The 13,967-nt window shown below is 62.0% G+C and carries 12 protein-coding genes and 1 pseudogene; 1 reads left to right on the top strand and 12 read right to left on the bottom strand.

Annotated features, from left to right (window positions below):
- Window positions 1-6: 6 nt before the first annotated feature.
- From trbG to hemN, 12 genes are all read right to left on the bottom strand, one after another.
- Entirely contained in the window at window positions 7-1,035 is a 1,029-nt protein-coding gene (trbG, locus tag CK230_RS27340; protein WP_095781060.1) for a P-type conjugative transfer protein TrbG, read from the bottom strand.
- Window positions 1,025-1,756 carry a conjugal transfer protein TrbF gene (gene trbF / locus CK230_RS27335; RefSeq protein ID WP_095795897.1) on the bottom strand — a complete coding sequence of 244 codons (732 nt, stop codon included), beginning with the start codon at window positions 1,754-1,756 and terminating at the stop codon, window positions 1,025-1,027. Before trbF ends, trbG begins: the two co-directional genes overlap by 11 nt.
- Entirely contained in the window at window positions 1,757-3,079 is a 1,323-nt protein-coding gene (gene trbL, locus CK230_RS27330) for a P-type conjugative transfer protein TrbL (RefSeq protein ID WP_095795898.1), read from the bottom strand. It abuts the gene before it with no gap.
- A 33-nt stretch (window positions 3,080-3,112) separates the two neighbouring features.
- On the bottom strand, window positions 3,113-3,838 hold the full coding sequence (trbJ, locus tag CK230_RS27325) for a P-type conjugative transfer protein TrbJ (protein ID WP_095795899.1): 726 nt from the start codon (window positions 3,836-3,838) through the stop codon (window positions 3,113-3,115).
- On the bottom strand, window positions 3,835-6,285 hold the full coding sequence (gene trbE / locus CK230_RS27320; RefSeq protein ID WP_095795900.1) for a conjugal transfer protein TrbE: 2,451 nt from the start codon (window positions 6,283-6,285) through the stop codon (window positions 3,835-3,837). Before trbE ends, trbJ begins: the two co-directional genes overlap by 4 nt.
- Window positions 6,279-6,551: a VirB3 family type IV secretion system protein gene (locus CK230_RS27315; protein WP_095781055.1), complete on the bottom strand. Its 273-nt coding sequence runs from the start codon at window positions 6,549-6,551 to the stop codon at window positions 6,279-6,281. The genes trbE and CK230_RS27315 overlap by 7 nt, the downstream gene beginning before the upstream one ends.
- Entirely contained in the window at window positions 6,551-6,859 is a 309-nt protein-coding gene (locus tag CK230_RS27310; protein ID WP_095781054.1) for a TrbC/VirB2 family protein, read from the bottom strand. Before CK230_RS27310 ends, CK230_RS27315 begins: the two co-directional genes overlap by 1 nt.
- Window positions 6,860-6,870: 11 nt before the next feature.
- On the bottom strand, window positions 6,871-7,839 hold the full coding sequence (trbB, locus tag CK230_RS27305) for a P-type conjugative transfer ATPase TrbB (RefSeq protein ID WP_095795901.1): 969 nt from the start codon (window positions 7,837-7,839) through the stop codon (window positions 6,871-6,873).
- Window positions 7,836-8,249: a CopG family transcriptional regulator gene (locus tag CK230_RS27300; protein ID WP_095795992.1), complete on the bottom strand. Its 414-nt coding sequence runs from the start codon at window positions 8,247-8,249 to the stop codon at window positions 7,836-7,838. The genes trbB and CK230_RS27300 overlap by 4 nt, the downstream gene beginning before the upstream one ends.
- Before the next feature lie 116 nt (window positions 8,250-8,365).
- A complete protein-coding gene (locus CK230_RS27295; protein WP_095795902.1) occupies window positions 8,366-10,396 on the bottom strand; it encodes a conjugal transfer protein TraG in 2,031 nt (676 codons plus the stop codon).
- 576 nt (window positions 10,397-10,972) lie between these two features.
- Window positions 10,973-11,362 (bottom strand): hypothetical protein, encoded by a 390-nt coding sequence (locus tag CK230_RS27285; RefSeq protein ID WP_095795903.1) that lies wholly within the window; start codon window positions 11,360-11,362, stop codon window positions 10,973-10,975.
- Between the two features lie 420 nt (window positions 11,363-11,782).
- On the bottom strand, window positions 11,783-13,108 hold the full coding sequence (gene hemN, locus CK230_RS27280; RefSeq protein WP_095795904.1) for an oxygen-independent coproporphyrinogen III oxidase: 1,326 nt from the start codon (window positions 13,106-13,108) through the stop codon (window positions 11,783-11,785).
- Window positions 13,109-13,691: 583 nt separating this feature from the next.
- Here hemN and CK230_RS33815 point away from each other — a divergent pair.
- Window positions 13,692-13,965, top strand: a pseudogene (locus tag CK230_RS33815) (coproporphyrinogen III oxidase); the annotation flags it as partial.
- Window positions 13,966-13,967: the final 2 nt, after the last annotated feature.

Here is a 13,967-nt window from a genome sequence, read left to right as displayed (position 1 = left end):
GCTCCCTCATCTGCTGGACCGCGCAAAGAGCGGTATTCGCCGCGGCGGTTGCCGGCCGTCGATCCTGGTGATGCGGACTACTTGCTGCTCCTTGACGCCGAGGCGCAATTCGGCGGCGGCAAAGAGACGATCGACGACGTAATAGTTCCCGCGCATGCGGTAATTGACGAGCTGGTTGCTCCCGTCAGCACCGACGATGAAGAGTGGCGGTGCCTCACCCTGATCGATGCGCCGCGGGAATTCGATATAAACCTTGTTGCCGTCGTCGAAGGCACGCGTCGGCCGCCAAGGCGGCGTGTCACCGCTGATCGAGTAGCGGAAGCGAATGTTTTCGAGCGCCACATTTGAAGCTGCCGGCATGGCGGCGTCGGCCTGCGCATTGCGCTGGCGCAACGCAATGATCTGGTCTTCGCTATAGGTCCAGGAGATCGCCGCCATTGCAGTTTTCTCGGTGCTTTGAAGCTGCAGGTGGTATGTCCGGCGTTCCGTGGTGATCACCAGATTGGTGCTAAGCCCCGGCGCGAACGGTTTGACCAGCACATGGGTGCGCTGATTGTCGCCGGTGCCGCTGACGGTGTCGCCGATGACCCAGCGCACGGTGTCGCCAGCCGACACGGCTGTTAACTTCTCGCCCGGCTGTAGAGCGATATCGGTGACGCGCTCCGGCGCGGCATAGAGCTGATAAAGTGCGCCGTCGGTGAAGGGATAGACCTGGACCGCATTGACATAGCCGTATCTGGTGGGCTGCTGCGTGGCCGCCTTGTTGGCATCGGTGACCCTTTCTTCAGGGGAGCGCTTTTCCTCAGCGACCTTATCCGGATCGGGCTGCAACTGGCCCGGGAGCGGTAGCGGCTTTGGGACTTGGACAATCTTCACCGGTTTCTCCGGTGGCTTTTCGATCGCGGCTGGTTTGAAGTCGGCAGCATCGTAGGAAATCTCAGGCGGTGGCACCGGCTTCGAGGCGCAAGCGGGAAGGACGGCTGCTGACGCGGAAAGGAGTAGCGCGGCACGGAATGATGGGACTCTATTTTTCATTTGCAGGCTCCTTCGGGGAAACGGATGTCGGCGCGGCGCTGTCGAGCTCACGCGACCAGTCGATGGCATTGACGAAGACGCCGAGCGGGTTGTTGCGCAGCTGGTCAGTATTGCTCGGCGGGCGAGTCACGATGGTGAGGATCGCCGTCCAGCGCGTCGTGCTGGCAAGGCTGCCGCGCTCAAAAACCTGCTCAGCCCATTTGACCTGGAACGAGCTGTCGGAAGCCCTGATCACGCTGGTCACCTGCACCGACACGCTTCGCGTGCCGATCTGACCGAAGGGGTCGTTCGTCTTGGCGTACTCGTTGAGGAAGAGCGCCGCCCGGTCGGTGGCAAAGTCGTAGGCCGCCAACCAGTTTTGCCGCACCAGCACCGGATCTGTGGAGACGGAACGGACATTCTGGATGAAGCGGCCGAGATGCCAGGCGATCTGTGCATCGGACGGCTCGTAGTCCCGGATTGCCGGTGCAACGGCGCGCGCCTCACCGAAGCGGTCGACCTCGACGACGTATGGCACGATACGGCTCTGCATCGACTGCCACACGAGTCCGCCGGAGAGCCCAGTCGTCAAAGCCAGGCAGCCAAGAGCCATCAGCCGCCAGTTCCGGGCCTGCACCCGCGATGAGCCGATGCGCTCATCCCACAGCTGGGCGGCCTTCTGATACGGCGTGACCGGCTCGGGCGTCTTGCCGTAACGTTGAACGGGTCGCTTGAAGAGCATCTAGTCGTCCTTGTCATTGAGAGAGGGATTGGCGCTGCCGCCCGGTCTGTCACCGTCGCGGACGGCCTGTACGGCGGCGTGGCGATGAGCACGAGCGGTCTGCTCGGAACGCAAGCGCCTCGCCCAGATGGGCGCGGCGTTAGCGGCGGTACCGGCTGGACTTCCGGCCATTAACGCGGTCGGCGCACCGCCGGTCGCGGTCCATGCGGCTTCGCGCCCGGAATCGGCGCTGCGCGCGAACCCTCCCCCGGCAGATCGTGCTGCTCGCATCGCGGCGCCGCTGGCGGCACCCGCCACGCCCTGCATTCCAGCAGCCACACCGGACAGGCCGGTCTCGGGCGAGGTTGCTCGTCCCAACTGCCATGCCGAGGAAGCTGCCGAGCCAATGGTCGTGCCGGCTCGGATGGCGGCAAGCCCGCCGCCAGTTGCCATGCGCGCGCCGGCGAATGCCGCACCTCCGGCAACGAGCGATGCACCGGCCGCTGCCGCGGTAGTCCCAAGTGCTGCGCCCGCGCCAAGTTGTGGCGCGCCGGAGACAAGACCCGAGGCGATCCCAGGGCCGAAAATGCCGAGCCCAAGCAGCGCCAGCGCCCCGAGCACTTGCGACATGGCAGCGGCCAAGTCCGGCTCCTTGCCCTGCAGCGCTGAAGCGAACTCGCCGAAGAGCGTGGACCCGATACCGACGATGGCGGCGAGCACCATCACCTTGATGCCCGACGAGATCACATTACCAAGCACGCGCTCGGCCAGAAACGACGAGCGGTTCCACAGCGCGAAGGGCACGAGAACGAAGCCTGCCAACGTGGTGAGTTTGAATTCCAGGATGGTGATGAAGAGCTGGATGGAGAGAATGAAAAAGGCGATGATGACCAGGAACCAGGCCAAGAGCAGCACGAAGATGGTGAGCGCGTTGCCAAAAATTTCGGGGAAACCAAGCAACTGGCTCGCCTGATCGAGAAGCGGCCACGCACCCTCGAAGCCCGTCGCGGCAATGCGGCCTGGATGCAGCAGATTGTCGGCGGACAGATTGCCGGAAGACGCATTGATGCCGAGACCGGCAAAGGACCGATAGATGATGTCGGCAAGGTTTTTGAAATTGTTCAGAATGAAGGCGAAGACGCCGACATAGAGAACCTTGCGGATGAGGCGGGCTAGAATGTTGGGCTCGCCGCCGAATGCCCAGGCCAGGCCGGCAAGCGTGATGTCGATGCCAATTAAAGTCGTAGTGAGGAAGGCGACGTCGCCCGAAAGCAGACCGAACCCGCTATCGATATAGCGGATAAAAGTCTCCATGAAGCGATCAATGACCCCGAGGTCGTTCACGCCGCCACCTCTCTCGTATTGAAGAACTGGTGATCAGTTGCCGGGATAGGCCGTGCCGGTGCCCAGGAAGCGCTTTGTCGTCTCGCGGGCGGCTTCCTCGGATTGCGCCTTGCGGGCGGCATCCTCAGCCTCAGCCCGAAACTGCGTCGCAAGCAGCGTCTGGATCTGCATCTGCTGCTTGGTCGAAAGCGCGATCAGCTGATTGGTGGCCTGGCTTGCCTCAAGCGCGCCGGCCGCCCCTTGGCTGCGGTTGACGAGATGGGCAAGCAGGTCACCGTCGCCTCGGACATTCTCGACGATCAGCGACTGCACACCCATGGTCTGTCGGAACGCCTGCATGGCGCTTTGCCAGCGTTCGCGCGCGGCGTTCGCCACATTGCTGACCTTGATGGTGGCGTCGTAGCTTTCCGGATATTGGTTGCGCCACTGGTTCTGGAGCTTGTCCAGATCAAAGCTCAGGCCGCTCGCCTGGTCCATCAGTCCATCGATGCGATGCAGCGCGCCGGTCAGCTGACCCACGGAGGAGAAATCCAAACTCTGAAGATTGCGTGCCATGTTCTGTAGCATGGTTGCCTGGTTCTGCAGCGACTGGATCTGGTTGTTGATCTGCTCCAACGAGCGCGCCGCCGTCAGAACGTTCTGCGCGTAGTTCGAGGGATCGAACACGATGAGTGCATAGGCCGGCTGGACATAGTCGGCCATCGGCTTGGCGATCAGAGAAATAGTGATCAGGGTGGAGAGAAAACGGCGCCGCATCATGACGATTGCTCCTTGGGTTGAGGGAATTGCTTGAGAAGCTCGGCGGCCCAATCGAGTCCGCGCGCATTCAGGAACCGAGCGGCAAAGCCGTCCTGCCCGTGCTCGGACAGCACGCTACCGATTAGCGTCTGGCTGGCAGGATCGGAGGCACCGCAAAGGGCGAGAGCAATCGGGCCGAGGCCGAGCTCAAAGAGCCGGTTGCCGCGGCGCGACTGCAGATAGTACTGGCGCTTCGGCGTGGCGCGAGCGACAAGCTCGATCTGCCGCTCGTTGAGACCGAAGCGTTCGTAGGCTGCCCTAGCCTGCGGTTCCACGGCACGATCATTGGGAAGAAAGATGCGCTGAGGGCAGCTCTCGATGATTGCCGGTGCTATTGCCGAGCCGGCGATGTCGGCAAGCGACTGCGTGGCGAAGATGACCGAGACGTTCTTCTTGCGCAGCACCTTCAGCCATTCGCGGATGCGGGCGGCAAAGAGCGGATTGTCGAGATAGACCCACGCCTCGTCGAGTATGAGCAGTGTCGGCCGTCCGTCGAACCGCTCCTCAAGACGATGGAAGAGATAGGTGAGCACCGGCGTCGTGACAGTGCCTTGGCTGTGCATCAGTTGCTCGGTCTCGAAACACTGCACATCGGACAAGGCCAGCCGATCATCATCGGCATCGAGCAGCCGGCCGTAGGGACCATCGAGTGTGTAGGGCATCAAGGCAGACTTCAGCGCATTGGACTGAAGCAGGACCGATAACCCCGTCAGTGTGCGTTCTTGCGCTGGCGCAGTGGCAAGGCTGCTGAGAGCCGACCAGACCGCCTCCTTCACTTCGGGCGTGAGAGTTACGTTCTCATGAGCAATGAGGCCGGCGATCCATTCGGCGGCCCAGCTGCGCATGGCCTGGTCGCCGATATTGCGAAGCGGCTGGAAGGCAAGAGAACCGTCCGCCCCCAATGCGTGGTGTTCTCCACCCATGGCGAGCGTTGCGGCACGAGCGGAATTGCCTTTGTCGAAGACATAGACCTGCGCGCCGGCATAGCGTCGGAACTGCAGAGCTACCAGCGCAAGCAGCACCGACTTGCCGGCGCCGGTCGGACCAACGATCAGCATGTGACCGACATCGTCGACATGGGTGGAAAGCCGGAATGGAGTTGACCCGCTCGTCTCGGCGAAGAGAAGCGGCGGGGCGTCGGTCTGGGTGACTTTCGCGACATGCTCGTTCGTCGCCGGGCCGGCCCACACCGACGACAGCGGCATGAGGTGGGCAAGGTTCAGGGTGTGAACGAGCGGCTGGCGAATATTGGCGTAGACATGACCGGGCAACGAGCCGAGCCAGGCCTCGACCGCATTGACGCTTTCGCGGATGGTGGTGAAGCCGAGTCCGTTGACGACGCGCTCGACCGCGCGGAGTTTCTCCGCGGCGGCTTGGCGGTCCTCGTCCCACACCGTCACGGTAGTGGTCAGATAGCCGAAGCCGACGTGGTCCCCACCCAACGCCTGAAGGGCTTCGTCGGCGTCGAGCGCCTTGTTGTCGGCATCGCTGTCGACCAGCGGGACCGGCTCGTTGGTCACAACCTCGCGCAGGATGGCCGAGATTGACTTGCGCTTGGCAAACCACTGCCGCCGCAACCGTGTCAGCGTCTTCGTGGCGGCAGTCTTGTCGAGCGGAATGAACCGCGTCACCCAGCGATAGGCAAAATCCTGATTATTGAGGGCGTCGAGGATCCCGGGCCGGGTGAGGTTCGGGAAGCCGAGGATGGTGAGGGTACGCAGATGCTGATCGCCCAGCATCGGTTCCAGGCCGCCGGTAAGCGGCACATCGACCAGGAAGCCGTCTAGATACATCGGCGTTTCCGGCACTGCGACCGGATGGCGGCGGGTCGCGATTGTGCCGTGCAGGTAGGTTAGCGTCTCGGCATCCTCGAGCGCGCGCACTTCGGGCATGAAGCCGGACAGAAGGTCCAGCACACGCGCGGTTTCATCACGGAACCGCGCCATCTCCTGGCGCCAGTCTCGTTCGCCTTCGGAATGATGCGAGTCGACGAGCGCGCTTTCCGCCCGCGCCTGGCTGTCTGGCGATGGCATGAACAGCAAGGTCAGGTGATAGCGGCTTTCGAAATGCGCCACCTTGCCCTCAAAGGCCGCGCGGCGTTCTTCGTCGACTAGCCACGACGCCGCGTCGGGAAAACGCGATTGCGGATAGCCCAACGCTTCGACGCGTTCGGCCTCGAAGAACAATGCCCAGCCGGAACCAAGTCGCCTCAACGCATTGTTTGCCCGCGCGCAAATGCCAACGAGTTCGGCTTCCGTCGCGCTTTCGAGATCGGGGCCGCGGAACCGCAGCGTCCGCTGAAAGCTGCCGTCCTTGTTGAGCACGATGCCCGGCGCGACGAGTGCGACCCAGGGCAGATGGTCGGCAAGCCGGTCGGCCTTCCCGCGATATTCCGAAAGGTTCAGCATGCCAACCACCCCCTCAGCCGAAGGTGGCAGACAAGCACGCTGGCAAAGTCCGGATCGCGGCGGGCGGCAAAGACCGCCAGCGTGTGGCCGGCAATCCAGAGCACCAGCCCCGCTATCCATTGCTGAAGGCCGAGCCCGATGGCTGCGGCAACTGTGCCATTGAGGATTGCCACCGCTCGCGGCGCACCGCCCAGGAGGATCGGCTCGGTCAATGCCCGGTGAAGCGGCACCTCGAAGCCTTCGATATGCTGCTCTCCAGTGGCCATCAGACGAGCGCCCCACCACCGAAGGAGAAGAAGGAAAGGAAGAAGCTCGATGCCGCGAAGGCGATCGACAGGCCAAAGACGATCTGGATCAACCTGCGGAAACCGCCTGCCGTGTCGCCAAAGGCAAGTGTCAGACCCGTGGTGATGATGATGATCACCGCGACGATCTTGGCGACCGGTCCCTGGACTGACTCCAGGATCTGCTGCAGCGGCTGTTCCCAAGGCATGCCGGAGCCTGCCGCGTAAGCGGGGGCCGTGATAAGAAGCGCGAGCGCGGTGGACGAAAGAAAGCGAAGCTTCTTGCGCATGAAGTGACCTCTCAAAACTGCTGGAGTTGCGGAAGCGTGAGTTGGGTGACGGCGTAGTCGCCGCTGCCGTCGAGACCAGTGACCTCGGCGATCGCGTCGATGCGGCGCGAGGATCCGCGCCCGGCGATGAAGACGATCAGATCGATCGCATCGGCGATGAGGCGTCGGGGAACGGTGACGACGGCCTCCTGAGCGAGTTGCTCGATACGGTAGAGAGCGGAGCGCGCCGAATTGGCGTGAACCGTGGCGATGCCGCCGGGGTGGCCCGTGTTCCATGCCTTGAGCATGTCGAGCGCTTCCGCGCCCCTCACTTCGCCGACAATGATGCGGTCGGGTCTGAGCCGGAGCGTCGAGCGCACGAGATCGGCGATCGTTACCGAACCACGCCTCGTTCTCAAGGCAACGCAGTCCTTTGCTGCGCATTGCAGTTCGCGCGTATCCTCGATCAGGATGACTCGCTCGTCGCATTCGGCGACTTCGGCCAAAAGCGCATTGGCCAGCGTGGTCTTGCCCGACGACGTGCCGCCGGCGACTAAAATGTTGCGCCGCTCGCGCACCGCCTTCTTCAGAGCATCCGCCTGCGGCGGCAGCATGATGCGGTCGGCGACATAGTTGGCCAGCGTGTAGAGCTTTGCTGCCGGCTTGCGGATCGCAAAGCACGGCGCCAGCACCACGGGCGGCAAAAGACCCTCGAAGCGTTCGCCCGACGGCAACTCGGCGCTGACGATCGGATTGTCGGCATGTGCCTCTGCGCGCACATGGGAAGCAACCAGTCGGATGATGCGTTCCGCCTCGGACGGGTGCATGAGGACGCCGGTATCGATCCGACCTTCTCCTAGACGGTCGAGCCGCAGCGCGCCGTCGGGATTGACCATTACCTCGATAACCAATGAATCGGAGAGCGCTTCGGTGATCGCAGGGCCCATGGCGGTGCGCAGCATCGCGCGGCGACGATGGTCGGCCTCCGGATGAGAGCTCATCCTTCCCCTCCCCTGCCATTCTCCTTGCCGAGCGACCGTTTCCCGGAAGCGATCTGGCGACCGACCTGCTCGACGAATTTGTCGAAACGGTCCTGGGCAATGGCCTGCGTCGCCTTGTCTGGGACCGGCGTGTGGGCGTGAAGCGTGATCGAAAAGCGAATGAAGAGCGCCAGGCTTTCCAGGATCATCTCGGCATCGCGCCGGACTTGAACGAGGTCGCGTGAAAGACGATCGAGCCGCACACCGTAGCGCCGGTCGAGTTCGTTCTCGCCACGCCGCTCGATGAAAGCCTCAACCGCCTTCGCCACAATGGCTGATTTGGTCGTCGAGGGATCGCGACTGAGGTTCTCCAGCCTCTCGCTCAATTCGGGTTCGAGCAGAAACTGGTGACGAATGCGGTGGGTCTTCATGCGGCTCGTTCCGACGGGCCGGCATTGCGCCGGCGACGGGAACAAGCATCGGGCAAAGCCCCGAAATCGCTTATGGCCGTTATCTACGCTGAAGTACGCCGGCCACGCGCCGGCGTTCAGAAGCCGGGGACGATATCCTTGTCATCGCCCCTTCCCTCGTTGATGCCATAGGCACGCGCGACGGTGGAGATCCGGTCCATGACGCGCTTGTCGGCCATCGCCTCGCTATCATCGTCCGTGGGTTGGGTCGGATCGTCCTGGTCCGGTTCCTGGGTGACGGCGGTATGTTCTTCGGGCAGGCCCGGATGGCGCTGCTGCTGAACACCTCCCTCGTCCGCAAGCGCGGCGCCAGCGCTTTCGTCGCCGGAGGCAAGACGACGGTCGACGCCGCGTACTTGGCCAGTCCAGTCGTCTTGGCGCGGCGCAGGGCAGTCTGCGTAAAGACAGTCATGCAGCACCGGCGCAGGCAGCACACGTTCGGTGAAATTCTGATCCTCGTAGTAGCGCAACTTGTTGGCGCGGATGGGGGGCAGCCCCGAAACCAGCACCAGTTCGTCCGAGGGCGGCAATTGCATCACCTCGCCAGGTGTCAGCAGCGGGCGGGCGGTTTCCTGGCGGCTCACCATGACATGCGAGAGCCAGGGCGCCAGCCGGTGGCCCGCATAGTTGCGCATCGATCTCAATTCCGTGGCAGTGCCAAGCGCGTCCGAGATTCGCTTGGCCGTGCGCTCATCGTTGGAGGAAAAGGCAATTCGCACATGGCAATTGTCCAGAATGGCGTTGTTCTCGCCATACGCTTTGGAGATCTGGTTCAACGATTGCGCGATCAAGTAGGCACGAATTCCGTAACCGGCCATAAAGGCGAGCGCGGTCTCAAAGAAGTCGAGGCGACCGAGCGCCGGAAACTCATCCAGCATCATGAGCAGTTGATGCTTGCGACTCTTCTTTGGGTCACCCTCGAGGCGCTCCGTGAGCCGCCTGCCGATCTGGTTCAGGATCAGTCGCACCAAAGGCTTGGTGCGCGAAATGTCAGATGGCGGCACGACGAGATAGAGCGATGTCGGTCGCGCGGCATCCATCAGGTCGGCAATCCGCCAGTCACAAGACGAAGTGGCCGCAGCCACGGTGGGATCATGGTAGAGCCCGAGAAAAGACATGGCGGTCGAGAGGACGCCCGAACGCTCGTTCTCCGACTTGTTCAGCACCTCGCGCGCCGCAGAAGCCACAACGGGGTGTACTTGAGGCCTCTCCGCCGCGCCCAGATGGTTGGTCGTCATCATCCGCTGTAGCGTTGCAACAAATGAGCGCTGCGGGTCCGACAAGAATGTGGCGACCCGAGCGAGTGTCTTTTCCTCCTCGGCATAGAGGACGTGCAGGATGGCGCCGACCAAGAGTGAATGGCTGGTCTTCTCCCAATGATTACGCCGCTCCAGCGCGCCCTCAGGATCGACCAAGATGTCGGCGATGTTCTGAACGTCGCGGACCTCATTCGGACCTTTGCGCACTTCCAAGAGCGGGTTGTAGCGGGCCGATCGCGGATCAGTCGGATTGAACAATAGGCAATAGGAGAACTTCGACCGCCAGCCGGAGGTCAGCTGCCAGTTCTCGCCTTTGATGTCGTGAATGACGGCCGAGCCGGACCAGGAGAGAAGAGTTGGGACAACCAGTCCGACGCCCTTGCCCGAACGTGTCGGCGCAAACGCCATGACGTGCTCCGGCCCGTCATGACGCAGATACCGATCCTTCAGTTTGCCAAGGAAGACGCCTGCCGGCTGAAACAGCCCTGCTTTCTCGATCTCCCGCGTCGCCGCCCATCGAGAGGAGCCATAGGTAGTGACCAACCCATGCTGGCGCGCGCGCCAGAGGGAACCAGCGATCGCAGCGGCAAAGCCCATCAATCCACTGGTGCCCGCAAGCATGCCGGCCTTGTCGAATACCTCGGGCGCATAGGCATCGAATTGGAACCACCATTCCAACAGTTTCCACGGCTCGTAGATCGGCCAGCCAGCCGCGACAAACCATGGCGCGCCGAGTTGTTCCTGAAAGGCCAGCATATGAGCGCACCATTGCGTGGCAGCCCACACGCCGAGGAGAACGATGGCGAACACAATGGCGATCTGCCCAATCAGAAGCTTTGTGGGCGTCACTGGATTGCTCCGCTGTTCTGGAGAGGTGGATCGAGCATCGCCCCGGGCGGCCGGAACAGGAATGCACCCTATGTACGACTTGGTGCGATGAGAGGCTGTTTGGCGCGCCGTTGCTCTCCTTCAAGGTGTGTATCCATATTCGCGCATTCCGGAGCAAGTCTTGACTGCTGTGTCGGAGGGGGGCCCGTATCGTTCGTGCTTTTCGTGAGCACGTCGGATATTTGGTCGGGGAGCTGGCGGTAGCGTGCGGGCAAGCCGCTGAGGAAATCCTGAACATCGAGTCCGATCTGAGGTACAACACCACTATCGGGATCTGATCGCGAGGTGGGCCTGGCCGCCATGGGAGTTTCTCAGGCGAGCTGGGACATATTGGGCGCTGAGGATATCTTGGGCGGTCTTCTCGGACGCCGAATTGGCGACATTCATTGTCTGGCAAGCTTCGCCGGCGATGCTATCGGGCAGAGGCAGCTATTAATCCCCGGCCACGGCAAATCCGCGCGCTGCAGAATCTCGATGGGCCACCGGTTCAAACGCCCAGGCGGATGTAAAAAATCCACAGATGCGTTCCGCCAAGCGCTAGTTGCCAAGCATATGACCCGCATTTCGCAACGCCCCTAGGAACAGGCTTGCAAGGTGAGTGACATCGATTTTGGCCTGCATTGACACCGGCATGCTGGTCCAAATTTCCAACGGCACAATGAAGCGGGAAAAGGTACCATTTACGACGCAGTAGCGGCTAACAAGGCCTTGTCTGTCCAACGCCACCACACCCATTTTGTCGTCTCGATATCGGATGGCTGCGATCCGCTGGATGTCGGCGTCATCGTCGACCCGCACGTCGAAAAGCAGGGTTCCGCGGCTCCTCGCTGCTATTTCCGCCACTTTGTCATTGAAGCTCAAGCAGAGTGAGCGGACGCTTTCCACTGCCATCTGGAAAACAAACAAATCCAGTTCATTCACGGCCATGTGGGCAGTTGAGCCACTAGATGGATTATTGCAATGTCGCACACGGCTTGTTCACAGGTGTCGGCCAACTCCACACGACCGATCGTTTTAGTCGACCGCCGACCGACGGCTGCTCCTTCGCTGCCGCTCCTGAGGGGGTGCTCGCGGGCGTTAACGAGGCCGGGCTTCTGCACCACTCTTGAGAAACTTTTGCTTCCCCGCCGCTTCGCCAATCTGCGCGTCGCCTGTGCGGCCGTCCGCTAATCGGACGCAGATCTCGAGGCTCCTTGGGCCCTCACCGTGGCCTTCTTCGAGGGCGGGAAGCCGCTGAGGCCCGCTACGCCGGCGACGGCTAAGAAACCCTGACCTACAAGAAGGCAAACCGCATGTGCGTCGCCTTTCGCTTCGGCGCCTTGGCCTCCTTCACACTCGTTGGTTGACTCACGGGGCAACCCGGTCGAGAAAAGCATCGAATGCGGCAGCAACAGAGCGAATCGCAAAGCGATGTTGCCGCGATACGCGGACAAAACCCTTTTCGCTGTCCACAATTCCGTCCTTGGTAAGCATCGCCAAGCGTTCAGCTGATTCGAGAAAATGGATCGGATCAGACCCGTGGGCGGCACAGATTGCCGCCACATCGGCCTCGAGATCGCACATTAGTCGCTCGATGATTGCGGCTCGCGCGCGGTCTTCGTCGGTAAGACGGTAACCCTTTGACGTCGCCAGACGGCCAGCTGCGATGTGCCGGCTGTAGGAATCCCGTGTTACCTCGTTCTGGACGTAACCCTCGCCGACACGCCCGATAGCCGACGCCCCGAAACCGATCACGCTTTTGCAGGTGTCGGCCGAGTAACCCAGCGAGTTGCGCCGCAGGCGACCGGTTTTCTGTGCCAGGGCGAGATCGTCGTCCGGCAAGGCGAAATGGTCGAGCCCGATCTCTCGGTAGCCGGCGGCAATCAGCGTAACAGCAATGGCCGCATCCTGTTCGGCGCGGGCAGCGCTGCCTGGAAGAGATGCCTCCTCGATGAGGCGCTGATTCTTAATAAAGGACGGGATGTGCGAGTAGCCGAACGCCGCAAGCCGGTTGGGGCGCATGGCGACCGCCGCTCTCATGGTCTCGACGCAAGATTGCACCGTTTGATGCGGGAGACCAAAGATGAGGTCGAAGTTGATGCTTCCCACTCCATGCCGACGCAGCATTTCGACGGCAGCCGCCGTTTGCGCCTCACTTTGGACCCGGTTAATCGCTTTTTGAACAATGGGATCGAAGCTCTGCACGCCGAGGCTCGCGCGGTTCACGCCTGCTGCTTCCAAGGCTTCGGCCATCTCGGCCGTGAACGTGCGTGGGTCGATCTCGACGGCGATCGTAGCCGTTTTCGCGAGCGCAAAATGGCGGCGCAGGAACTCCATCAGGGCGAGGAACTCTACTGGCCCCATGAGAGTTGGCGTTCCGCCGCCAAAATGCACATCGCTGACGGGCAGCGCCTGCGGCGCGTGCTCCGAGACCAAACGTATCTCGTCACGCAGCGCCGCCAGATAATCGAAGATCGGCGCATCATGGCGAGTGATGGCGGTGGGAAAGCCGCAAAACCAGCACTTTGATCGGCAGAACGGAACGTGCAAGTAGAGTGACGCCGGATCGTCAGCCGGTAGGTTCCTGAGCCATTCCTCATAAGCCTCGGCGCCGACCGCCCCAGAGAACTCCGAGACAGTCGGATAGATGGTGTACCAAGGCAGGCGGGCCTCGCGATGTTTTGTGGTCTGCAATAGTTACCGTCCCATGTTGATGCCTTTCATCCTTACCGCTGCGCTCTCCTGAGTCTTTGCGCTATATCAGGCCGTTCCGCTTTCGGTCTGTTTCGCAGCGATAAGCGCTTGGCTCGACAGCGATGGAGGACGCGCTAATCAGCGACAAGCGCCATGGGTTTCCCGTCGAGAGTATCGTGCACACCGTTTGGGGCTACTATCTTATTCCCTTCCCTTTCAGCGTCCGCCTGGGCGAGGAGATGCTGCTGGAAGGCGGCATGCCGCATCCGACTAGTCGGATGCGGGCTCGGCCAGTAATCCCAGCTTCGATATCGACCGGATCGGCGGCGACTCCAATGCAACCTTGACGTCCGGAGACCTCGACGCCTGACCGCCGCCGGCCTGACCGCGCTCGCCGCGCGGGATGCTTCGGACAAGCAGACCACGTCGGTCAAGGCGCCCTTCAAGTCGTTCGACCATCTCTCTATCTCGCCCAATCTCGTGCTGTGCGGCGGTTAATGGTCGTCCGCTCGACCGAATCTTCGAGCGGTTCCTGGAAGCGTCCGATCATCGCCCGATCCTCTTGCGACTGGCCGGGGGTACCGGCGAGCGTTACGCCCAGAACGAGGTTACACGGGATGCCTACAGCCGGCACATCGCAGCTGGCCGCCTGGCAAAGTCAAAGGGCTACCGTCTCACCGACGAAGACCACGCGCGAGCCGCAATCATCGAGCCGCTGACGTGCCGGCAATCTGTGCCGCCCACGGGTTTGATCCGATCCGTTTTCTTAGTTCAGCTAAACGCTCGGCGATCCTGGCCCGAGGACGGGATATTGGACATCGGAGGGTTTTATCCGCGTGCGGCAGGAGCATCGGTGATT

The organism is Mesorhizobium sp. WSM3859 (assembly GCF_002295065.1).
Classification (GTDB): Bacteria; Pseudomonadota; Alphaproteobacteria; order Rhizobiales; family Rhizobiaceae; genus Mesorhizobium.
This window is presented reverse-complemented; position numbering and strand designations above follow the sequence as displayed.